Below are 22,416 nucleotides of genomic sequence, written 5' to 3' on the forward strand. Positions count from 1 at the left end.
AGGTTTACAACATGCCCATTTCAGAGACATGGTTATTACCTGATGGTGTAGCTGATGTATTACCAGAACAAGCGCAAGTAATTGAAGCTTTGCGCCGTGAAGCATTGGATTTCCTCGCAACTCGAGGTTATCAGCTGGTGTACACGCCATTTATCGAATACATCGAATCTCTTTCTTCTCTCTCAGAATCGAATCAAGATTTAGACTTAGCCACTTTTAAAGTTATCGACCAATTATCTGGCCGTTTACTTGGTGTGCGTGCCGATATGACACCGCAAGTGGCCCGTATCGATGCGCATGTACATCCAGTCGAAGGCGTAGCGCGTTATTGCTATGCTGGCACGGTTTTGCATACGAAACCTCAGGGTTTTAATACCACACGCGCCCCGCTGCAGCTGGGTGCAGAATTATTTGGTTCAGATAGTATCGACGCTGATGTAGAAATGGTCGATGTGATGCTGGGCCTGCTTGAAAAATCAGGACTGGCAGATAGCATTCATCTGGATTTAGGCCATGTCGGTTTATTCCGCAGTCTGGTGAAGCATGCGGGCTTATCTAAAGCGACAGAGCGTCAGCTTTCAGATATGTATCAGCGTAAAGCCTTGCCTGAACTTGCAGAGTTTACTCAAGACCTGAAATGCGGTTCAGATTTTTATAATTTAGGGCGTTATGCAAGTGACTTGGATGCGCTCCAAGCGAATTTAAGTGTTGAAATATTTGAAAATCTTGAGTTTAAGCAAGCATTTGATGCAGTTAAGCAAACTCAGTCAGAGATTCAATCCCGCTGGCCAGCGCTGCATATTGGTATTGATGTTGTAGAACTCCGTTCATATCACTACCACACAGGTTTAATGTATGCAGTATATGCGCCGAATCGGGCAGCGCCGCTGGCTCAAGGCGGCCGCTATGACGGTATCGGTGAACACTTTGGGCGTGCGCGTCCAGCAACAGGCTTCTCTTGTGACTTGTACGCGCTGAGCGCGGGGCAGTTCAAGCAGATTCAGAAAGTCGTTGCGCCTAAAGGCACAGATAAGGCATTGCTAGAAGCAATTGCGCAGGTCCGTGCACAAGGTTTAAGCGTCATTCAGCTGCTTGGTGATGATGATTTAAGCTCTGTGCCGAATGCAACTCACCGATTGGTGAATGCTGGCGCTGAGTGGAAAGTCGAAGCAGTTTAGTCGAAACAATTTAATGGCAAGGCTGAATGTTCATGTCATTCAGCTTTACTTTCAATTTTAACAGCATGATGTAATGAGGCTATTATGGGCAAGAATGTTGTGGTACTTGGTACCCAATGGGGCGACGAAGGCAAAGGCAAGATCGTCGACCTGCTCACAGATCAGGCGGCTGCAGTTGTTCGCTATCAAGGCGGTCACAACGCTGGCCATACTCTCGTGGTTGGTGGTAAGAAAACTGTATTACACCTCATTCCATCTGGCATTTTGCGTGAAAACGTACTGTGCTTAATTGGTAATGGTGTTGTGCTTTCACCTGAAGCGCTGATCAAAGAAATGGACATCCTTGAAAAAGAAGGTGTGCCAGTTCGTGAGCGTTTACGTATTTCTCCAAACTGTCCATTGATCTTGCCGCATCATATTGCGCTTGACCAAGCGCGTGAAATTAAACGCGGCAATGCTAAAATTGGTACAACAGGCCGCGGCATTGGCCCTGCGTACGAAGATAAAGTAGCGCGCCGTGCAATCCGCGTAGCTGACTTGGTTCGCGGCGGCGATCATTTAAAAGCGCAGCTTGAAGAATTGCTTGAATACCATAACTTCCAGTTGACTCAATTCTTCGGTGTTGAAGCTGTGAATGTTGATGATGTGGTTGCGCTGTGTGATGAATGGCGTAAAGTCGTTGCTCCGCTGGTGATTGATGTAACAACAGAGCTGCACAACTACCGTAAAAACGGCGACAACATCATGTTTGAAGGCGCGCAAGGTTCACTTCTTGACGTAGACCACGGCACATACCCGTATGTGACTTCTTCAAATACAACAGCTGGCGGCGTAAGCTCAGGTTCAGGCCTTGGTCCATTGCACCTTGATTATGTTCTTGGCATTACCAAAGCGTACACCACTCGTGTAGGCGCGGGTCCGTTCCCAACTGAACTTGTTTACGATGCCGCGAATGATGTTGGCGATGCAATCGGTAAGCATTTGGGTACAATTGGTTCAGAATTTGGCGCATCTACTGGCCGTCAGCGCCGCTGTGGCTGGTTCGATGCAGAAATTCTTCGCCGTTCTGTAGATGTTAACTCACTTTCAGGCATTTGCTTGACTAAGCTTGACGTTCTGGATGGCTTGGAAGAAGTGAAAATCTGTGTAGGTTACGAAGCTGCAGATTCTGGCTGTGTCGGTTCTTCTGATGCGCTTGCATTTGAAACTTTAAAACCAATCTACGAAACTATGCCAGGCTGGTCTGAATCTACTTTTGGTGCAAAATCTTTAGATCAATTGCCGCAAAATGCGATTAACTACATTAAGCGTATCGAGCAGTTAATTGAATGCCCAATCGACATCATTTCGACTGGTCCTGACCGTGAAGAAACAATGATTTTACGTCATCCATTCCAAGCTTAATCCGCTTAGAATCCTGATGTTGAAAAAGCTCCGCATAGGCGGGGCTTTTTTTATGCAGATAGGGAAGCATTCAGGTGTATATAGATAAAAATCAAGACTAAAGTTGCAGTACTGTTTGCTGTACAGCAGAAAGGGAATTGCTAAAATGCCTTTTACCTAAATTTTCAGGCAATGCAGGATGCAGAAGTATATTTCCGGAACGATTTTTTATTCATTGCTGTTTGCAATGGGCGGAGCGCCGACGATTGCCATGATGATCATTCGCGCGCAGACGCAAAATCCAGAAATTATTTATAAAGCGCTGGTCGGGCTGTCAGTCATTATTGCCTGCATTCTAGTGCCTATTATTTTAATTCAAAATGCCTATCTGTTTTTTAAACGCAATAATGCGGCAGTTGAGGCCAAAGTTGAGCCGCTGTGCAAAGTCTATTTATTTTTAAATGCCTGCTGTTTGATTTACTGGCTGTATATTCAGTTCATTGGATAAACCTATTTTACATAAATCATATGATAATGCGCTTTAACTTTATTTAACCTCCTAAATTTAAAGAATATAATTGCTATAATTTATGCATGTTAGATTGTGGGTCTGGAGTCCTGAATAATGAATAAAAATATATTAATGAGCTTATGCGCTGCCAGTGCTGTAACAATTTCTGGCTGTACAACCGTAGCGGATATGGCAGGTGCAGATACAGCTACATTAAACGCCGCAGCAACACAGGGTTTTAATAAAACAGTCACTGAAGCGCGCGGCAATAATACTTTGGATACGTCATCTGCGACCTATAAGCGCATTTACAGCGTATTCACCCGCATTAAGCCTTATGCAGATCAAATGAACCAAACGGGCACGAAGTTTGATTGGCAGCTTGCTGTATTAAAGTCTTCACAAGTGAATGCTTATGTGGCGCCAGGCGGTAAAGTGGTGTTCTATACCGGTATTGTTACTAAGCTGAATTTAACAGATGCGGAAATTGCGGCAGTGATGGGCCATGAAATGGTGCATGCGCTGGAAGAGCATTCTAAGAATAAAGTGGGGGCGCAAGCTTTGACTGATTTGGCGCTTGGCATAGGCCTTAGCGCGGCAGGCGTTGGTCAAACCGGCGCTGCAGCGGCGCAGCTGGGCAGCCAAATTGGTATCGGTTTGCCATATTCGCGGAACTTGGAAAGCCGTGCAGACCAAGGCGGATTAATGCTGATGGCGCGCGCAGGCTACAATCCGCAAGCCGCGATTACCTTGTGGGAAAAAATGAACAAACTTGATGGCGCGGGCGGCTCTTCATTCTTGTCGACTCACCCGTCAAATGGCCAGCGTATAGAGGCCATGCGCAAGAACTTGCCAGCGGCGCAAGCAATTTACAATCAGCGGAAATAAAGCGATCTATCTAAGTGAATTGAAAAAAGCAGGGCATAGGCTCTGCTTTTTTATGTCTTTGACTGCATATTTAAAAGTGCGGTCTAAACTTAAGGGCGCAAAAAAGGCAAAGTAAAACTTTGCCTTTTGCACGTCAGATCATAAGATCTTAGTGGTGGTGGCCACCTGCACCGTGTACGTGACCGTGATCTAATTCTTCTTGAGAAGGTTCACGGATTTCTACAATTTCAACTTCGAAAGTCAAATCTTGGCCAGCAAGCGGGAAGTTTGCATCAACAACAACATTGTCGCCTTCAACTGCTTTAACAGTAACAATTTGAACGCCGTCATCTGTTTGCGCTTGGAATTGCATGCCAGCTTGAATGTTGTCAACGCCTTGGAACATTTGAGCAGGAACTTCTTGAACTAAATCAGGATTATATTCGCCATAGCCTTCTGCAGCAGGAACATTTACAGTGAATTTTTCACCTACAGTTTTGCCTTCTAAAGCTTTTTCAAGACCAGGAATGATATTGCCAGCGCCGTGCAAATAGGCAAGCGGCTCACCTTGAGATTGGTCAAGTGTTTCACCTTCAGCATTAGTTAATGTGTAGTGGAAAGACACCACAAGGTTATTTGCAATAGCAGTCATGTTAATGATCCATTCAATTTTTTAAAGGGTACATCATAAAGTGAAATTGCATTTTTGTAGACTAAATTTACTAAAAAATTGCATTTTTACTATTTAGATGATGGTTTTTTCATTAATCGGGGTGAATATTAAAATTTCAATGCAATTTTATTTTTGGCGTGATTTTTTTGCTCATAAAATCTTTTACGGTTAATAAACCCGCATGTGTATAGCCGTGGATGGCGGCTTGATGCATGCGGTATAAAGAGACGTACATAGATTTTGCAATGAAGCCTTGTACATTGACTTGCCCCAATAATTCACCGACGGCTTTATTTTTGCTTAAAGAAACCAAAGAGCCTTTATCGGAAAAATTAAACATCGGCAGCTGCTGGCCGCGCAGGCGGGCTTTTATCGCCTCGGTTAAAAATGCAGCCTGCTGGCTGGCCACTTGCGCGCGCGGGCCAAGTACTGCTTCATCTGCACGCGGCTGGCAATGCGCACAGTCACCGAAGGCAAAAATATCAGGATCAGCTTTAGTCTGCAGCGTCGCATAGACTTCTAAGCGGCCTAGGCGGTCTTTTGCAAAACCGTTTAAATCCGCAATCACTGCGGGCACTTTAATGCCGGCGGCCCAGACTTTGAGTTCCGCATGAATTCTGCTGCCGTCAGTGAAATAAATTTTTTCGGCATCCACCTTTTCAACGCGTTTGGATGTGTGAATGTCTATGCTCATCCGTTCTAATTGCTTCTGCGCATGATCGGCCAGCTTTTCAGGCAGGGCCGGCAGGATTCTATCTGCACCTTCGATTAGATTGATTTGCACATTTTGAGGCAGAATCTTGTTCAAGCCGTATTTGTAGAAGTTCTGCTTTGCCTGCACCAGCTCTGCAGCAAGTTCCACCCCAGTCGCACCCGCGCCAATAATGCCGATATTCAGCTGGCGCGGTTCATGGCTGCCTTGAGCATCTAAATAAAGGCGCAGCATGTCTTGCTGGAAAATTTCAGCCTGCTGCAGGCTGTCGAGATAGTGGCAATGCTCAAGCACGCCTGCTGTGCCAAAATCATTGGACACCGAACCTACGGCTAAAATTAAAGTGTCGTAATTGAGTGTGAGCTTTTCATTCGAGCTGCCGTATTTTCCTAATCGGGTTGGACTCAGGATGATTTGTTTTTTGGCCGGAAGAATGTCCTCTAAGCAGCCTAAAACGAATTCATAATGATGTTTGGCTGCATGGCTGTAGTAATTGGTTTCTTCTTCATTGATATTCATTGTGCCGGCTGCAATTTCATGCAGCAGCGGTTTCCAGACGTGTGTCAGTTTCATATCAATCAGCGTGATATGCGCTTTACTTGATTTTCCAATACTGTCACCCAATTGAGTAACCAATTCCAAGCCGCCTGCACCGCCGCCGACAATAACAATTCTGTGCAGTTCATTTTGCTGTTGCTGGTTCATTCGAAATGCCTATTTTTATTGTAAAAAAAAGAAGATGGCAGGAGTATGCCATCTTCTTTTTCAGGGTGTTTTTGAATTGTCTTACAAGTTACACAATGCCATCCGAAGTATATCTATTGCGACAAAGGGTAGGTTTTAACAGCGCCTGCATCGGCTGAGAAAAGACCGAAAATACTTTTAATCCAAAATAAGAAGCGTTCAAAAACATTAGCTTCTTCAATATTGACGTCATCTTCAATATCAATGGTATTGATCAGCTGGTTGTTTTGATACACGTTGACAGTGACGAGTTTCATGACCTGAGTCAAAGGCGCAGTCAGCAGTTTTTCATTTACTTCAATATTCATCTGGGTCTGGGTTTGCTGAAGCGGCTCTATGGTTTGAACAAGGCTGCCCGTATTCAGCATGATGCGCTGATGCGGCTGGTCAAAAGTATTCAGGTCAATAGTCTGTGCAGGATCGAATAATGACGTGGTAATAATTTGCGGTTTTTTCGTTTCTACCTTAAACATTTTCAAAGTCGATTTAATGACGGGCAATTCCGCTACCAGCTGCTTGTCTTTAATTGCAACTTCATTGCGGCTATAGGTATAAGCCAGATTCATCAGTTTATGAGCAACCTCGGCGCGCTTTAAGCCGCTTTTAGTGCCCATAACCACTACAATTAAACGGCGGTCAGGGACATTGTGCAGTCCGGACGGGCGGTTTGCCGTTAAAGCCAAGTTATAGCCGGCAGCTTTGGTAAAGCCTGTTTTCATGCCGTCGACGGTTGGATCTTGCTTGAGCAGAATATTGGTGGCTTTATGAAAATGATTGTTATAGCTGAAACTGGTCTGTTTGGAATAATTGAGATAGTCTGGTGTTTCCTGTACCAGCGCACGCCCTAAACGGGCCAAATCAGATGCTGACGAATAATGGTCCGGCATGGTGATGCCGGCGGGGTTTTGGAAATGTGTGTCATTCATGCCCAGCGCTTTGGCTTCTTTATTCATCCGGTCAATAAACTGCGGAAGGCCGCCAGAAATTTTTTCTGCCAAAGTGACTGCGGCATCATTGGCTGACATCACAATCAAGCCGGCCAAAAGATGGTCTACAGTAATTTGTTCACCTTCTTTTAGGTACATCTGGGATTCATCCCACTGCACGACATTCACTACGGGTGTTGCAGTAAGGACATCATTCTTATTTAAGTGGCCTGCCTGAATCTCCTTTAAGGCGATATAGGCTACCATCATCTTGGTTAATGATGCAGGAGCGCGCTGCACATGGCTGTTATGCTCAGCAATGACTTGGCCTGACTGCGGGTCAAGAATGGTCCATGCTTCAGCTTCTACGGTTTCTGGATTGATGTTAAGCAGTGCAGCATTTGCTATCGTGGAGCATAAAGCGAATAGCGCCAGGATGAAGTAGATCACGCGTTTCAATGAGGTTCCTTAAGACCCATCCCTGAGTCCAAAAATACGAAAAAATTAGTGGAATGCTATGCCTTTTTTTTTCTGCTGACTAGTCATAATTGTAGACAATTGCGACAGTCCTGCATCGTTCAGCTAAAAAATGTTAAGCTTATTGTTAAGTTAACATTTTTTATTTTGTATTGCCCATTATGCTGCATTATCAAATCGAATTTGACGATTATCGTCAGCACCTTATTCATGTCACTGCACGTTTTCTGGCAGACCCGACGCAAGTTTTATCACTTCCAACTTGGATACCGGGAAGCTATTTAATTCGTGAGTTTTCAAAACATATTGAATCTGTCCGAGCTTATGATGAAGACGGGCGGGTTTTGCAGATTCAGAAATTTGAAAAGAATAAATGGCGTTTATTCAATACCGATCATGAGCTGATTACCGTTGAATATGATGTTTACGCCTATGATCTGTCTGTGCGCGGCGCTTATGTCGATCAAAACCGATTATATGTAAATCCGGCTTGCGCATGTTTAGGGCTGGATGGACAAGAGGGCAAAGCGGTTGAAGTTGAAGTGTTTCTGCCAAAGGAGTTGCGGCATTTTCAATTGGCGACCGGTTTAAAATCTAAAACCTTGGTGAAAGGCCGCTATACCTTATATGCCGACAGTTATGCACAGCTGATTGATTCACCATTTGAGCTGGCGGATCAAAGCCGTTTCAGTTTTGAAGCCAATGGCATTCCACATGAATTTGTGGTTTCAGGCAAGCACGCAATGAATGCGCAGCGTATGCAGCAGGATATTGAAAAAATCTGCAGCACAGAAATTTCAATGTTTGGTTCTGCGCCATTCAAAGACTATACGTTTATGACCATGGCAACAGGCAACAGCTATGGCGGATTGGAACATCCAAACAGCACCAGTCTGATTACGCCGCGTGATGACCTGCCGAAAGCCAATGAGCCAGAACAGCCGTCAAAAGACTATCAGCGTTTCTTAGGTCTTTGCAGCCATGAATATTTCCATTCTTGGCTGGTGAAGTTTATCCGTCCGGAAAATTTCGTGAATTATGATCTGAACAAAGAAGGCTATACCTCTTTATTGTGGATTTTTGAAGGCTTCACATCGTATTACGATGACCTGATTTTATTGCGCAGCGGCGTGATTAATCAGGATGCTTATTTAAGCTTGTTAAAAGCGCAAATTGACCGCTATTTGCAAAACCCTGGCCGTTTGGTTCAGTCTGTATCTGAATCAAGTTTTGATGCGTGGGTGAAGTTCTACCGTCAGGATGAAAACTCCAACAATGCCGGTACCAGCTATTACAACAAAGGCTGTTTAGTTGCGTTGTGTTTGGACTTAGGTCTGCGTCTTCGCGGTTCTAGTCTAGATGCCTTAATGCGTAAGCTGTATGAAAATGCGCAAAATGGCATTCAAGTGAATGAGCGTACCATTTTCAATTTATGCAATGAATTGACGGGTGATGATTGGTTAGAGCAAATCAATCACTTGATTAATACCACTGATGAATTGCCGCTGGATCAGCTGTTTCCTGAGTTTGGTGTCAGTTTTACCTTGAAAAATGACAAGTCATTGCCATTGGGTTTAAAGCTGGCAGATAAGCCTGAAGGTGTGCTGGTTCAATCTGCCCGCCGTGATGGTGCTGGAACAAACGCAGGGCTTTCCGCCAATGATGTGATTGTTGCCATTGACGGTTTAAAAGCGACTGTGAAACTTGTTGAGCAATATGCGAAGCTGGAGGGCACATATTCTGTTTATGCGTTCCGCCGTGATGAGTTTATGCAGTTTGAGGTTCAGTCCGCAGGTTCTGAATTGGCAGAAGTGGAATTAAAGATTGAAGATCAAGTTAAAGCGGAGAAGTGGCTGACAGCTTAAGTTCTTAAGAATGTAACTGTCATGTAAAACCGATGCTTTAGCGTCGGTTTTTTTATTTTTTAGTGAAAGTGATTAATATTTTATTTGAAGGGATATTGGGCTGTAATTACATTTTATGATGTATAGCTACATATGAAGCGATTGGTGAGCAAGCAGATCAGAGAGGCTTTTTTGCGGGTATTTAGCGCAAGATATTTAATCATGCGCTAAAAATCGAGATTACATTTGAATTGGTTAATGCTTTGCAAGCAGCGCATATTCAGCCTTTTGAGATGGAGGTGAAGCGAGGTCAACTTCATGGATAATTCTATTATTCATATCTTGCTTTTCAATTTGGCTAAATATATTTGCAGTAGACTTTATTTGCGCTGCTGTTTTACGCTGAATTAAATGCTGGTCTAAATATTTGCCGATTAAACTAGAAATTACCTGTTCATTGAAGCAAATTGATGTAACAACACGGCCTGTATGAATAGCTTCCGCCAGCATGGTCACGCTGTCTTCAGTCACAAAGATGTAATGGCTTTTAGTCAGGCTGTCCATAATAGGTATGTCCTTGCTGAATGCTTTGAATTCCACTGCATGCTGCTGCATTAAGTCCAAGCTTTGCTGCGATAAATTGGGAGTTCTTCTTGAACAGATAATTGTGCCAGTCAAGTGCCGCCCTTGAGTGAACTGAATGAAGTTCATAATCATTAATTCAAAATCTTTGTCTTGAAAGGGATATTCAGTCGTGCTGCCGCCCAGCATTAACACCGCATGCTCACTAAACGGAAGATTTTGAAGCTGGCTGAATTTTTGCAGCACTGGAGGGGTTGGGAGAATGATTTGTTTGCAGCTGCACTCCTGATGCATTGCGCTGATGCTCCAATCTATAAAATGGGCGTTAAAATTTCGAACATTTCCTGCATAGATTAAAGGGATATTGAAGCGCTGTGACAAGTATGCCGCGTAGATAAGATTAGGCATGCCCGAGCAGACAATGACTTTAGTATTTTTTAAATTGGGAGGAATAGACTTGAATAATAAAGGCGACAGAAGTTTGAACAGCCAAGGGAAATGAGATGCTTTTTTTAATAGGCTGGTCAGCCGCTTGGACGTCATACTATTTTGCTTATAGTTTTGAATGGAAAATGCATATTGAGTTTGCAATATTTCAGCAATGGCTAATGACGGATTGTGATGTCCATTACGCCCATCATGGATAACTAAAATATTTTGATTCATTTGATGAACCTTTCTTTAATCAATTTATTCATTAAAGATAGGCTAAGATTTTTTGCTTAAAGTATTCTTAATCTTCTGTGATAATTATTTGACATTTAACATCTGGCCTTATAGCAGGTAAGGATATAAGTGGCTTTAAGGGTATTGTATATTTTTATCTAATTCATAATATTATGATTGATTACAATATATTAAAGATAAGTATGAATAATATTAAAGATAAGTATGAATAATATTAAAGATAAGTATGAATAATAAATAAAGCCCACTTACGTGAGCTTTAATTTTAAACAAATTTTTAAGATTCCAGCTTAACGCCCATTACGCCCGCGGCCGCGCGGCGCTTTGGTATTTGGGCGTGTTGTACCATTGGTGCGGCGTTTTGGCTTTTCGCTGTCATCCATTTGCCAAATACGCTTCGTGCCCGACGTTTTCTTCACAGAACCATCTTTGTTTTTACGTACCATTGGCTTACCGCCTGTACCGCCTGGTTTTTTCACGTAAGAACGTGAACGATATGGTTCTTCGGCAGGAATATTTTGGAAATCCGGATAAAGAAGCGGTTCAATTTCCTTGGTTTCGCCCGGCTGTAAGGCCATTTGAACCAAATCAATAGCACCGATTTTTGTGCGGATTAAGCGCAATGTCGGAAAACCGATGGCTGCTGTCATGCGGCGAACTTGACGGTTGCGGCCTTCACAGATTGAAATTTCAATCCAAGAAGTAGGAACAGAGGCGCGGAAACGAACAGGAGGATCTCGTTCCCATAACCATGCTGGCTGTTCAACTTTGGCTGCTTTTGCGGGCAATGTCATGCCGTCTTTCAGCTCAACACCTTGGCGGAGCTGCTCAAGCGCTTCTTCAGTGACATCACCTTCAACCTGAACCAAGTAAGTTTTAAATTTCTTATTTTCAGGGTTGGTAATGTACTGGTTCAGGCCGCCGTGGTCGGTCAGAAAAACTAAACCTTCAGAGTCCATATCTAAACGGCCAGCCAAACGCAAAGTCGGGTCGTCTACGAAGTCGGACATGGTCATGTGCGCTTCATCTTTACGGAATTGGGAGAGCACGTCATAAGGCTTATTGAGAATGACGATTTTCATATGAAATGGCTTCTTCACTAATATAAATAAAAGAAACATCGAGTTTTATTTAAGCGGAAAATAGAGTTATTTCCCTTATAAATCTCAAAGATGTTTGAATTCGATTAATCTATTATGCGTGAAGATAGATTGAAAGTATTGCAAATTGGCAATTATTTTTAAATTGCCGGATGAATAATAAGGAGAATAGACCGAATGGGTTATCAAAAAATTGTGGTGCCAGTGGATGGCAGTAAAATTACCGTAAATTCAGATTTATCTTTAAATGTGCCTAATCAGCCGATTATTCCTTTTATTGAAGGCGACGGCATCGGCATTGATATTACACCAGCAATGAAAACCGTGGTTGATGCCGCGGTGCAAAAAGCCTATAGCGGCAAGCGTTCTATTGAATGGATGGAAGTGTATTGCGGTGAAAAAGCCAATAAAATTTACGGTACGTATATGCCGGATGAAACCTTAGAAGCGTTGCGTGAATATGTCGTATCGATTAAAGGGCCGCTTACAACGCCAGTGGGTGGAGGTATTCGTTCCCTGAATGTGGCGCTGCGCCAAGAATTGGATTTGTACGTTTGTGTGCGCCCTGTGCGCTGGTTTAAAGGTGTGCCATCGCCGGTGCAGCATCCTGAACAGACCGACATGGTTATTTTCCGTGAAAACTCAGAAGATATTTATGCTGGAATTGAATGGAAAGCCGATTCTGCTGAAGCGAAAAAAGTCATTAAATTTTTAAAAGAAGAAATGGGTGTAACCAAGATCCGATTTGAAGAGAACTGCGGCATTGGCATTAAACCGGTCTCTAAAGAAGGCACGCAGCGTTTGGTGCGTAAAGCGATTCAATTTGCTATAGATAATAACAAGCCTTCAGTGACCTTAGTTCATAAAGGCAACATTATGAAATATACCGAAGGCGCGTTTAAAGAGTGGGGCTATGAGCTTGCAATGGAGCGTTTCTGCGGTGAATTGATTGACGGCGGCCCTTGGGTCAAAATTAAGAACCCGAAAACCGGCAAGGATATTATTATTAAAGATGTGATTGCAGACGCATTCCTGCAGCAGATTTTAATGCGCCCAGCAGATTATTCCGTCATTGCGACGCTGAATTTAAATGGCGACTATATTTCTGATGCACTGGCGGCTGAAGTCGGCGGCATCGGGATTGCCCCAGGCGCCAATATTGGCGGCGCTGTTCAAGTCTATGAAGCGACACATGGCACTGCGCCAAAATATGCAGGACAAGATAAAGTCAATCCGGGCTCAATCATTCTTTCTGCGGAAATGATGCTGCGTGATATGGGCTGGATTGAAGCGGCTGACTTAATCATTAAAGGGATCTCAGGGGCAATAGCGGCTAAAACCGTGACCTATGATTTTGAGCGCTTAATGCCGGATGCAACCCTGCTGCGCTGTTCTGAATTTGGGCAGGCTATCATCGACAACATGGAATAGCCTGAGTAAGATCAAGAGAATGTGAAATACCCCGCAGCCTTTGCGGGGTATTTATTTGTAAAAACTAGAACTTTAAATAACTTGATGATATTTTGTACGAAAATTATAAGGGGAATACAATGAAAAGCAGCGGGACAATTTTATTATTGCTGGCAATGCCTGTATTGGCGCAAGCTGGCGCAGTGTATAAGTGCAATATAAAAGGATCTGTGATTTATCAGTCTAAGCCTTGCTCAGGCGCTACTGCTGATGCGCGTTTTCAGCAAGAACAGCGTCTTTATAGCCGTACCGCTGCTTCAAGCCCGCCAAAAGCCAAAAACGGCACAAGCAATGAAATTCCAGATACCGAAGAAGGTAAAAAGAAAAGTTTAGCAATTGCACAAGAAGCTTATCAATCAGCGAAAGAGCGTCCAGCGCAATAGTCATGCTAAATGGTTTTTCAAAACTAAAAGTATGAACAGCATAATATGATGCTGTCTGATCATTCAAAAAGTGCTTTAGCTTATAGACGAGCCCGCTTTATAGCGGGTTTTATATTGTTTTAAATTTGGGTTGAGGGACAGGGCGTTCTTGAGACTGAAAACGAAGAAAATGCTGTCTATATGCACAGCCAGAAGCATAAATTATTTGTACAGAAGCCCTGCATGCGTAAAGTGTTTCAGCCAGCTGAATGTTTCGTTTAATTAAGTTTGTATATTTAGCAGAAGCGTTAATTCAGTAAATGTTCAATTATTGCCCCCGCTGAATTTATTCACTTTATTTAAAGTGTAATTACATTGAAGCAATTTGAAACAGCTCAGGGCTTGGAAAGATGGATTTCTAGGCTAAAGTGGTTATTGCCCAGATGTTGAATAAGGAAGCTCGAACCAACAGGTATTGTTACATCGTTGGATGTGTGCATTTAGGTGTATGCATTGATTTAATATCACTGAACAGGAGTTGCATGAAATGTCCCGCCATCAGCAGCAACAGCAAAACCAACAGCAAAACCAACAGCAGAAAAATCAACAGCAGCAGAACCAGCAAGAGCAACAGCAACAACAGCAGCAACAGCAAGATCAGAATCAGCAAAATCAGAAGTCGGATAAACAGCAGCATAACCAGAAAAATCAACGCAATCAGCAACAGCGTTAAGGTTTCAGCTGAGTTGAAATGATCGGGCTTATATGAATTTCTAAAGATTTAAGCTCAATAGCCAAAACGTTGCACAGGAAAGAATATGTGTTTTGGCTAAGGATAAAACCCATAGCAAAAGCTATAAAATAAACAGGCGCCAAGGGATTTGACGCCTGTTTATTTTTTGCCGTATGCCATATATCGGCAGCATAGATTATTCTGCTGGGCAATGAACGCATGCATTAAAACTACTGAGCTGCGGTATGTAAATGCCGGCGGGTGACCCAGAATAATTGCAAAGTGCCAAGCAGCAGCACGGCTGAAGCAATCATAAATTGCTGATGATAGCTGATGCCAAAATGCTGCAATGCGCTAAAGCTGAGGCCGCCTATCAGCTGTATTGCGGCAAAGGTTAAGGTGGCAATGCTCCACAGCTTTTTATAGGCGGTGCCGTATAGCTGCAAGATGGTATAGGAAGTCAAAAACACCACAGCAGGGTTGAGCAAGCCTGTCAAAAATGAAGAAATAAAAGTCAAAAAAGGATTGAAGCTGAATATTGCGGCAGCAATAGCAGCCACATAGGTGCAGTAAAGAATTTTTAATGCGGTGAAATTTCCTAATTTCTTAGCGCATAGATAGGATGTGAATGCGCCTAAGGCGCTGCCAAGGCCGTACAGTATCCAGTTGAAATTCATCCAAAATAAATCCAGCTTTAAAACTTGCGTCAGGTAGTCAATCCAAAATAGTGAATGCGGCACATAAGCGAAAGCGCTGCAGCCGTAGACGGCAATCAAGCTGAAAAAAACAGTATTAAGCGGTACATCTTCGCTATGTTTTGCGGCGTTTTCGCTGAGTAACGGTTTGAGGTCTTTCAGCAGTAAACTGAGGATGGCGCTGATGATCAGTGCAAATGCAGTTAAGATCAGCCAGGCGCTGCGAATGTCTATTTGGTTTAAATAGGGCAGAAACAGGGTGGCCAGCAAAACACCAAGGCCTATACCGCTAAAGCCGATAAAGTTGATTTTAAAACGGTCTTTTAATTCGCAGCATTGGGCAACAATACTGGGTGAAAGAATCATAATGAGACCGCCGCTGATGCCGGAAATTACTCGCCAGAATACATACCATGGCTCAGCAAAGCCTGAAAAGGCGCAGCTCATTAGGCTTAATATGCCTGCCAATGCAGCAATCTGAATATAGGCTGTCATGACCCGAGTTTGCGGCAGGCGCATCGCCCAAAAAGCGCCGATTAAATATCCCAGCAGATTTGCACTGCCAAGAATGCTGGAAAATTGCGCTGTCCAGCCAAAAGCCTCACGTGTTGAGGGTAACAGCGCCGTATAAGAGAAGCGCAGAATGCCAATGCCTAAGCACATGCACAGGCATAAAAAAATGCTTAACTTGATTCTATTTGAGGACATCCTGTTCCTATGATTTTTCAGCTATTGGCAATCATTAGAGATGTATACTATTGAAGAGAATGAAAAGTGTCTAATTTCAAGGCACAGTTTTGACTTAAGTATTAGAAAGTCAAAGCATGCATTTGAGTATAGATAAAGCAGTATTTGAACGTATGTGCAGCTTTTCCAGATTTTAAGGAATAAAAAAACCGCACTGATGTGCGGTTTTTTTATTCCTACTGCAGCTTAACGCATTTTTGCCAAGAACCGGCTTAAACGGGTTAGGGCTTCACGCAGTTCATTTTCTGCAGGCAAGAACACGACACGGAAATGATCCGGTGTCGGCCAGTTAAAGCCTGTGCCTTGCACTAACAATACTTTCTCTGCTTTTAAGAAATCCAGCATGAATTTCTCATCATCCTGAATTGGATAAACTTCAGGGTCCAATTTAGGGAAGCAGTACATTGCGCCTTCAGGTTTAACACAGGAGACACCGGGAATATCATTCAGCATTTCCCATGCAATGTTGCGCTGTTCGTATAAACGTCCGCCTGGGCGGATCAGATCATTAATCGATTGATAACCGCCTAATGCTGTCTGAATGGCATATTGCGCTTGATGGTTGGCGCATAGGCGCATAGACGCCAGCATGTCTAAACCTTCAATGTAGTCCATTGCACGCGATTTATCGCCAGTAATGGCCATCCAGCCTGAACGGTAGCCGGCAATACGGTAAGCTTTGGATAAGCCATTAAAAGAAATGCACAGCTGGTCGCCAGCTAAAGCAGCTACAGCGACATGCTCAATGCCGTCATATACAATTTTGTCGTAAATTTCATCAGCAAATAAAATTAAGTCATATTTTTTTGCTAAGGCAACAATTTGTTCCAGCACATGGCGCGGATAAACAGCACCAGTCGGGTTATTCGGGTTAATGACGACTATGCCGCGGGTATTTGGCGTAATTTTGCTTTCCATATCCGCAATGTCTGGATACCAGAAATTTTCTTCATCGCATTTATAGTGAATGGCTGTACCGCCGGACAAGTTGACTGCAGCCGTCCAAAGCGGGTAATCCGGCATTGGCACCAGCATTTCATCGCCGTCATCCAGCAGGCCCTGCATCGCCATCACGATCAATTCAGATACGCCGTTGCCGACATACACGTCATTCACGTGCATATTCAGAATGCCTTTTTGCTGATAGTACTGGCAGATGGCTTTACGCGCAGGGAAGATGCCTTTTGAATCTGTATAGCCAATCGCATTCGGCAGGTTCAATGCAACATCATTGATGATTTCTTGCGGGGCTTCGAAACCGAAGGGGGCGGGGTTGCCGATATTCAGCTTAATGATTTTGTGTCCAGCTTCTTCCATTTCGTTGGCCGCTCGCAACACTGGCCCGCGAATGTCGTAGCATACATGCTCGAGCTTAGACGATTTTTTTATTTCGCGTGGGGTGTTGAAAGTGTTCGGCATTTTTATGTTCTCGGAAAGAGTGGAGGTCACTTTTGCATAACGGTATAAATAGCTTTTAAATGTCTCTGTTGTTACCAAATCGAGATGGTGTTCATCTCTGAGTAAAGCAACAATTTTTTCATGCGTAAACCCTGCCTGTTGATATTGTTTAATCACCGGCAGCAGATTTTTAAAAATTACGCTCTTTTTCTGCGACATTTTTTAATCCTGAGCAAGAGTACATCTAAGCCTACCACTAAATTTTCCGACAAAAAAGCATTTAATTTTTAAAATTGCTCACCTTATTTTTATAGTTGCTTCCTTTTTGCTTTTTTAGGCATTATATTGATTTTGTAAATTGTTGAATAAAGACTAGAAATTTAAGGTTGAATGACGTAAATATAGGATTATCCTATTTTAAATAGTACGATATAAAGGGACGTCATCATGGGAAAACTCAATAAAACAGAACGAGAATGGCAAAGAGAATTATCGCCAGAAGAGTTTCGCATTACACGTCAAAAGGGCACTGAAGCTGCTTTTACAGGAAAATACTGGAATACCAAGCAAGATGGCACATATGTTTGCCGCTGCTGCGGAGAGCCTTTGTTTACTTCAGAGTCCAAGTTTGACAGCGGTTGCGGCTGGCCAAGTTTTTTCCGCCCTGTAAATGGGACCGTGATTGAGGAACATCAAGATACATCGCACGGCATGGTCAGAACAGAAATTGTTTGTCATCATTGTGACGCACATTTAGGGCATGTTTTTCCAGATGGCCCGCAGCCGACAGGATTGCGCTATTGCGTGAATTCGGCTTCCTTAGACCTAAAAACACAAGAAAAAAATGACGAGGAAACATATCCATGACAAACATTTATCAGTTTGAAGCTGAATTGTTGGATGGTAAAAATAAATCTTTCGCAGATTATGAAGGAAAAGTTTTACTGGTCGTTAATACCGCAAGCAAATGCGGATTTACTCCGCAATTTGCTGGATTAGAAAAATTATATCAGCAGTATAAAGATCAAGGATTTTTGGTGCTGGGTTTTCCATGCAATCAATTTGGCGGACAAGACCCGGGCAGCAATGATCAGATCGGCGCTTTTTGCCAGAAAAACTATGGGGTGGATTTTCCCATGTTTGCCAAAGTCGATGTTAAAGGCCCAGAAGCGCATGCAATATTCCGCTATCTAACCAATAACTCAAAAGGGGTTCTGGGGAATGGCATTAAATGGAATTTTACTAAATTCTTAATTGGCAAAGACGGTCATGTTTTAAACCGTTATGCGCCAACAACCAAGCCTGAAACACTGCATGAAGATATTGAAAAAGCCCTAAAGGCATAATAAGCCATGAAATATGATTAAGCCTCCGCATATTTTGTTCAACGTTCAATATGATCGGCCATACAAAAAACCGCTATCGAAATAGCGGTTTTTCATTTTTTAAAGCTGCTGTTCAATTATAAAATGGCTTTCAGGCGCTGAATCACCTGTTCGCATTGCGCAATATCAGCGACCAAGGCCATACGCACATGATTTTCACCCGGGTTGCCTTGGGCTGTTTCACGTGACAGATAACGGCCCGGAAGTACTTTAATATGCGCTTTTTCCATCAGCATTTTGGCAAAGGCTTCATCATTATCTACTTTCAGCCAGTAGTAAAAGCCAGCATCCGGTTTTTGCAATGGAAGCAGGCTGCCTAATTCATTTTGGAACAATTCGAATTTGGCGCGGTACAGTGTACGGTTTTCTTCTACATGTGTTTCATCATCCCATGCCGCAATTGATGCAATCTGATGCTGTACCGGCATAGCCGCGCCATGATAGGTGCGGTATTTCAAATAAGGTTTTAATAGCTCGGCATCACCAGCGACAAAGCCGGAGCGCATGCCTGGTAAATTTGAGCGCTTAGATAATGAGTGGAACACCACACAGTTTTTATAGTCATCACGGCCTATTTCGGCGCAGACTTCAAGCAAACCGGCTGGCGCTTGATCAAACCACAGTTCTGAATAGCACTCATCCGAGGCAATGACGAAGCCATACTGGTCTGATAGGGCAATTAATTTTTTAAACTGTTCTTTAGACAGAACGGCGCCTGTTGGGTTGCCCGGTGTGCAGACAAAAAGCAAAGCTGTTTTTTCCCAAACCTCAGCAGGAACCGCATCAAAATCGCCTAAATAGTTGTTTTCTTCAGTGCAGTTAATGAAATAAGGTGTTGCGCCTGCAAGCAGCGCTGCACCTTCATAAATTTGGTAAAACGGATTCGGCATAACGATGTATGGCGCATCTTCACGGTTCACTAGCGCTTGAACAAAAGAGAAGATTGCCTCACGCGTGCCTGAAACAGGCAGAATGCTGCTTTCTGCGCTGATGCTGTTCAGCTTGAAGCGGCGGGTCAGCCAGCTGGCAATGCTGCTGCGCAGTTCAGGCAGGCCTTTGCTGTTTGGATAAGTGGATAAATGCTGGAAGTTGTCAATAATTGCCTGCTTCACAAATTCAGGCGCAGGATGCTTTGGTTCACCGATAGACAATGGAATGAGAGGCAAATCTGCAGGGGTTATATCCTGAAAAAGCTTATTCAGCTTTTCAAATGGATACGGGTGCAATAATGACAAACTAGAGTTCATGGAATGGTTACCGGTTCAATTAAATTAATGATGGCTGCACACTAAATGGGATGCTTCATCCAGAGCTGATTTCAGCTGAGCCGCAAAAACTTCGGCTTCAGTGCTGTTCATGGGTGTGCCATCTTTTTTGGTCACAAAGAAAATATCTTCAGCGCGTTCGCCTAAAGTGGCAATTCTTGCGGAGTGAATATCCAGCCCCTGCATCATAAATAAACCGCCAACTTTGGCAAGTAGGCCGGGGTGGTCAAGTGTTGCAATTTCAACCATATTTTGCTGCAGCGCTTCATTCAGAGTGATATCGACGGTGTTCTCGATGTCAAAATGGCGCAGCTGACGTGGGATGCGGCGCTGCATGAGGCCGGGGTATTTATCCGATTGGCTCAGCGCTTTGACGAGCGCTTGAATCACCGTGGCTTCACGTTCAGGGTCAGTCAGCAATGTCCCGAAACGGTCTAGGACAACATAGGTGTCCAGACTGAATGCTTTCAGCGCAGTAATAATGCGGGCATCCTGCACGTCCAGATTCATGCGGTCCAAAATGGCAACCGTGGTGGCAAATAAATTCGGCTGATCCTGTGTATAAATAAAGATTTGTACGGCATCCTGCGCATATTTGCGGTGCGCGCGCATCAGTACCAGCGGTTCAGGGTTGTCGCCATGTTTTAAGATGGCGCGGGTATGCCATGCTATTTCATCAGCAGATTCTTTAATGAAGTATTCATCGCCCAGTTCTTGCCAGACTTTTTCAACTTCATCTAAAGAGAACTCTTCAACCAGCTGTTCGCTGGCCGCAAATTTGGTGTCTTCGATCAGCATTTGATAGTCAACTGGACGGCCAAGGCCTGAGCGGATCACATCACGCGCTTGGGTATAGAGCTGGCGCATCAAGGAAGCGCGCCATGTATTCCACAAAGTTGGATTGGTCGCATTGATATCAGCAACAGTCAGCGCGTATAGATAGTCCAAATGCTCCATATCGCCCATTTTTTCTGCAAATGCGCGTACCACATCAGGGTCGGAAATATCTTTTTTCTGCGCAGTCACCGACATTTGCAGGTGATTGTTGACCAGCCATGCTACAAGATTCGCTTCGCGCTCGCTAAAGCCATGCGCCATGCAGAATTTAATGGCATCTGCAGCGCCCAGCTCACTGTGATCGCCGCCGCGGCCTTTGGCAATATCATGGAAAATTGCGGCAAGGTAAACGATATCTCTGCGGGCAAGACGCTGGAAGACCGAGCTGACTACAGGAAAGTCTTTGGCGAACTCCGGTTCTTTAAAGCGGTTTAAATTACGGATCAGCAATAAGGTATGCGCATCCACAGTATAGATATGGAACAGGTCATACTGCATCAGGCCCATAATTTGCCCAAAAGCCGGAATGTAATTGCCTAGGACGCCATAGCGCTTCATTGCGACCATGGTGTCATACAGCCGGTAAGGCGAACGGATGATGGCCATAAACATGGCCTGATGTTCAGGATTATTTCTGAAACTCTGATCAATGCGTTTTGCAGCCAAAGTCAGCAGGCGCAAAGTGCGTGCACGGATGCCGATAATTTCAGGGCGGTTTGCCAGCAGATAAAAAATTTCTAAAATTGCGCTGGGATTTTCAGAAAAAATCTTGTGGTGCTGAACCGCCAATTTGCCGTCAACCAGTTTGAAGTTGGCATTAATTTCTTCAATGCTGCGCTTGTAGTTGGGCAGGCGCGGTGTAATCACTGATTCATTGAAGTAGGCCAGCAGCATTTCATTGAGGGTGGATACTTGCTGGGCGCTGCGGTAATAGCGCTTCATGAATTGTTCAATCGGATAATTCGGAGACTTATCCTCTTCACGCATATAGCCAAACTTCGCGGCTATATCCCGCTGATAATCAAACAATAAGCGGTTTTCGTCACGTTTGGTCAGGCGGTGCAAATGATGGCGGATTTCCCATAAAAAGCTTTCCGCTTCTTCTAAAACACCCAGTTCAAATTCAGATATAAAACCTAAATGAACAAGGTCGTATATGCGGTTGACACGGAAATGCCGTTTTGCAATCCAGCCAATTTGGTTGATGTCGCGGATGCCGCCAGGGGCATTTTTAATGTCAGGCTCTAAGTTGCTTTCGGTATTATTGTATTGCGCATGGCGCTTGGCCTGTTCCTGCATTTTGGCATCATAGAAGGTTTTATCCGTCCATGTTTGCGACACAATGCGGCGCGGCCATTTCGCCAATTTTTGATTGCCGGTAATTAAGCGCGCTTCAATTAAAGCGGTTGCCACGGTGAGATCATTGGTGGCTTGCGCTACGCAGTCTGCAATGGTGCGCACGCTGATGCCCGGTTTGAAATTGCCGACATCCCATAATGAAGAAATGAAAGTTGAGATCAATTTTTCATGTTCTTCAGATATCTTGTCATCGGACAGGATCATGATATCAACATCAGAATAGGGCAGCATTTCACGGCGGCCGTAACCGCCGACTGCAAATAGGGCCAGACTGGTTTGATCCAGACCGGCATGCGTCCATAAAAATTTCAGCGCTTCGTCAATTAAATTGGAGCGCGCTAAAATCACATCACGGATGGACTGTCCATTTTCAAAATACTCCTGCAGCTGATTTTCAACATCTGTGCGCCATTGATTGATTGCTTGAATGTCGTGATTACTTTTAATGTAATTCAGCAGCGGTAAGGTATTGATCATAAAC

19 protein-coding genes are annotated in these 22,416 nt (G+C 43.8%); 10 read left to right on the forward strand and 9 right to left on the reverse strand.

All coding sequences use genetic code 11. The features are described 5' to 3' along the window. Positions 1-11 precede the first annotated feature (11 nt). The 4 genes from AZH43_RS13940 (at position 12) to AZH43_RS13955 (ending at position 3,960) form a co-directional block, all read left to right on the forward strand. Entirely contained in the window at positions 12-1,178 is a 1,167-nt protein-coding gene (locus tag AZH43_RS13940; protein ID WP_067670717.1) for an ATP phosphoribosyltransferase regulatory subunit, read from the forward strand. 84 nt (positions 1,179-1,262) lie between these two features. Then, entirely contained in the window at positions 1,263-2,582 is a 1,320-nt protein-coding gene (locus AZH43_RS13945; RefSeq protein WP_067670719.1) for an adenylosuccinate synthase, read from the forward strand. A gap of 178 nt (positions 2,583-2,760) precedes the next feature. Further along, the gene (locus tag AZH43_RS13950) at positions 2,761-3,069 is read left to right on the forward strand and encodes a hypothetical protein (protein WP_067670721.1); all 309 of its coding nucleotides are present in this window, start codon (positions 2,761-2,763) and stop codon (positions 3,067-3,069) included. Between the two features lie 117 nt (positions 3,070-3,186). Beyond that, positions 3,187-3,960: a M48 family metallopeptidase gene (locus AZH43_RS13955; protein ID WP_067670723.1), complete on the forward strand. Its 774-nt coding sequence runs from the start codon at positions 3,187-3,189 to the stop codon at positions 3,958-3,960. Between the two features lie 148 nt (positions 3,961-4,108). On the opposite strand, the gene slyD is transcribed toward AZH43_RS13955, so the two are convergent. From slyD to AZH43_RS13970, 3 genes are all read right to left on the reverse strand, one after another. After that, on the reverse strand, positions 4,109-4,591 hold the full coding sequence (slyD, locus tag AZH43_RS13960) for a peptidylprolyl isomerase (protein ID WP_067670725.1): 483 nt from the start codon (positions 4,589-4,591) through the stop codon (positions 4,109-4,111). 136 nt (positions 4,592-4,727) lie between these two features. After that, entirely contained in the window at positions 4,728-6,029 is a 1,302-nt protein-coding gene (locus AZH43_RS13965) for an NAD(P)/FAD-dependent oxidoreductase (RefSeq protein ID WP_067670727.1), read from the reverse strand. 113 nt (positions 6,030-6,142) lie between these two features. Next, positions 6,143-7,453, reverse strand: a complete 1,311-nt coding sequence (locus AZH43_RS13970) for a D-alanyl-D-alanine carboxypeptidase PBP6B (protein WP_067670729.1) — start codon at positions 7,451-7,453, stop codon at positions 6,143-6,145. 179 nt (positions 7,454-7,632) lie between these two features. Here AZH43_RS13970 and AZH43_RS13975 point away from each other — a divergent pair, with 179 nt between their 5' ends. Beyond that, the gene (locus tag AZH43_RS13975) at positions 7,633-9,336 is read left to right on the forward strand and encodes a M61 family metallopeptidase (protein WP_067670731.1); all 1,704 of its coding nucleotides are present in this window, start codon (positions 7,633-7,635) and stop codon (positions 9,334-9,336) included. Between the two features lie 234 nt (positions 9,337-9,570). Here AZH43_RS13975 and AZH43_RS13980 read toward each other — a convergent pair whose 3' ends face one another. Then, positions 9,571-10,563: an ELM1/GtrOC1 family putative glycosyltransferase gene (locus AZH43_RS13980; RefSeq protein WP_067670733.1), complete on the reverse strand. Its 993-nt coding sequence runs from the start codon at positions 10,561-10,563 to the stop codon at positions 9,571-9,573. Positions 10,564-10,874: 311 nt separating this feature from the next. Then, complete coding sequence (locus AZH43_RS13985) at positions 10,875-11,666, reverse strand: rRNA large subunit pseudouridine synthase E (protein WP_067670735.1); 792 nt, start codon at positions 11,664-11,666, stop codon at positions 10,875-10,877. Between the two features lie 195 nt (positions 11,667-11,861). Between AZH43_RS13985 and icd the strand changes: the two genes are divergently transcribed. The 3 genes from icd to AZH43_RS14000 all read left to right on the forward strand — a co-directional run bounded on the left by icd (position 11,862) and on the right by AZH43_RS14000 (position 14,249). Further along, entirely contained in the window at positions 11,862-13,115 is a 1,254-nt protein-coding gene (gene icd, locus AZH43_RS13990) for an NADP-dependent isocitrate dehydrogenase (protein ID WP_067670737.1), read from the forward strand. Between the two features lie 119 nt (positions 13,116-13,234). Beyond that, positions 13,235-13,537: a hypothetical protein gene (locus AZH43_RS13995; RefSeq protein WP_067670739.1), complete on the forward strand. Its 303-nt coding sequence runs from the start codon at positions 13,235-13,237 to the stop codon at positions 13,535-13,537. 526 nt (positions 13,538-14,063) lie between these two features. Further along, positions 14,064-14,249 (forward strand): hypothetical protein, encoded by a 186-nt coding sequence (locus tag AZH43_RS14000; protein ID WP_067670741.1) that lies wholly within the window; start codon positions 14,064-14,066, stop codon positions 14,247-14,249. Between the two features lie 230 nt (positions 14,250-14,479). Here AZH43_RS14000 and AZH43_RS14010 read toward each other — a convergent pair whose 3' ends face one another. Then, positions 14,480-15,652 carry a YbfB/YjiJ family MFS transporter gene (locus AZH43_RS14010; protein ID WP_067670745.1) on the reverse strand — a complete coding sequence of 391 codons (1,173 nt, stop codon included), beginning with the start codon at positions 15,650-15,652 and terminating at the stop codon, positions 14,480-14,482. Between the two features lie 225 nt (positions 15,653-15,877). Continuing rightward, positions 15,878-17,308 carry a pyridoxal phosphate-dependent aminotransferase gene (locus AZH43_RS14015; RefSeq protein ID WP_067670746.1) on the reverse strand — a complete coding sequence of 477 codons (1,431 nt, stop codon included), beginning with the start codon at positions 17,306-17,308 and terminating at the stop codon, positions 15,878-15,880. A 228-nt stretch (positions 17,309-17,536) separates the two neighbouring features. Here AZH43_RS14015 and msrB point away from each other — a divergent pair, with 228 nt between their 5' ends. After that, positions 17,537-17,956, forward strand: coding sequence for a peptide-methionine (R)-S-oxide reductase MsrB (gene msrB, locus AZH43_RS14020; RefSeq protein WP_067670748.1), 420 nt, complete (start codon positions 17,537-17,539; stop codon positions 17,954-17,956). Beyond that, positions 17,953-18,435, forward strand: a complete 483-nt coding sequence (locus AZH43_RS14025) for a glutathione peroxidase (RefSeq protein ID WP_067670750.1) — start codon at positions 17,953-17,955, stop codon at positions 18,433-18,435. Before msrB ends, AZH43_RS14025 begins: the two co-directional genes overlap by 4 nt. A 116-nt stretch (positions 18,436-18,551) precedes the next feature. Here AZH43_RS14025 and dapC read toward each other — a convergent pair whose 3' ends face one another. Further along, positions 18,552-19,721, reverse strand: a complete 1,170-nt coding sequence (gene dapC, locus AZH43_RS14030) for a succinyldiaminopimelate transaminase (RefSeq protein ID WP_067670752.1) — start codon at positions 19,719-19,721, stop codon at positions 18,552-18,554. A 24-nt stretch (positions 19,722-19,745) separates the two neighbouring features. After that, positions 19,746-22,412, reverse strand: a complete 2,667-nt coding sequence (gene glnD / locus AZH43_RS14035) for a [protein-PII] uridylyltransferase (RefSeq protein WP_067670754.1) — start codon at positions 22,410-22,412, stop codon at positions 19,746-19,748. Positions 22,413-22,416: the final 4 nt, after the last annotated feature.

The sequence above is a fragment of the Acinetobacter pragensis genome (assembly GCF_001605895.1).
Classification (GTDB): domain Bacteria; phylum Pseudomonadota; class Gammaproteobacteria; order Pseudomonadales; family Moraxellaceae; genus Acinetobacter; species Acinetobacter pragensis.

Excerpts from the sequence above, each read along its gene's own strand:
- glnD (WP_067670754.1), bottom strand. The coding sequence starts at position 22,412 with ATGATCAATACCTTACCGCTGCTGAATTACATTAAAAGTAATCACGAC.
- AZH43_RS13940 (WP_067670717.1), top strand. The coding sequence starts at position 12 with ATGCCCATTTCAGAGACATGGTTATTACCTGATGGTGTAGCTGATGTA.
- AZH43_RS13995 (WP_067670739.1), top strand. The coding sequence starts at position 13,235 with ATGAAAAGCAGCGGGACAATTTTATTATTGCTGGCAATGCCTGTATTG.
- AZH43_RS13975 (WP_067670731.1), top strand. The coding sequence starts at position 7,633 with ATGCTGCATTATCAAATCGAATTTGACGATTATCGTCAGCACCTTATT.
- AZH43_RS14015 (WP_067670746.1), bottom strand. The coding sequence starts at position 17,308 with ATGTCGCAGAAAAAGAGCGTAATTTTTAAAAATCTGCTGCCGGTGATT.
- AZH43_RS13945 (WP_067670719.1), top strand. The coding sequence starts at position 1,263 with ATGGGCAAGAATGTTGTGGTACTTGGTACCCAATGGGGCGACGAAGGC.
- icd (WP_067670737.1), top strand. The coding sequence starts at position 11,862 with ATGGGTTATCAAAAAATTGTGGTGCCAGTGGATGGCAGTAAAATTACC.
- dapC (WP_067670752.1), bottom strand. The coding sequence starts at position 19,721 with ATGAACTCTAGTTTGTCATTATTGCACCCGTATCCATTTGAAAAGCTG.
- AZH43_RS13965 (WP_067670727.1), bottom strand. The coding sequence starts at position 6,029 with ATGAACCAGCAACAGCAAAATGAACTGCACAGAATTGTTATTGTCGGC.
- AZH43_RS13955 (WP_067670723.1), top strand. The coding sequence starts at position 3,187 with ATGAATAAAAATATATTAATGAGCTTATGCGCTGCCAGTGCTGTAACA.
- AZH43_RS14025 (WP_067670750.1), top strand. The coding sequence starts at position 17,953 with ATGACAAACATTTATCAGTTTGAAGCTGAATTGTTGGATGGTAAAAAT.
- AZH43_RS13950 (WP_067670721.1), top strand. The coding sequence starts at position 2,761 with ATGCAGAAGTATATTTCCGGAACGATTTTTTATTCATTGCTGTTTGCA.
- AZH43_RS14010 (WP_067670745.1), bottom strand. The coding sequence starts at position 15,652 with ATGTCCTCAAATAGAATCAAGTTAAGCATTTTTTTATGCCTGTGCATG.
- AZH43_RS13985 (WP_067670735.1), bottom strand. The coding sequence starts at position 11,666 with ATGAAAATCGTCATTCTCAATAAGCCTTATGACGTGCTCTCCCAATTC.
- slyD (WP_067670725.1), bottom strand. The coding sequence starts at position 4,591 with ATGACTGCTATTGCAAATAACCTTGTGGTGTCTTTCCACTACACATTA.
- msrB (WP_067670748.1), top strand. The coding sequence starts at position 17,537 with ATGGGAAAACTCAATAAAACAGAACGAGAATGGCAAAGAGAATTATCG.
- AZH43_RS14000 (WP_067670741.1), top strand. The coding sequence starts at position 14,064 with ATGTCCCGCCATCAGCAGCAACAGCAAAACCAACAGCAAAACCAACAG.
- AZH43_RS13980 (WP_067670733.1), bottom strand. The coding sequence starts at position 10,563 with ATGAATCAAAATATTTTAGTTATCCATGATGGGCGTAATGGACATCAC.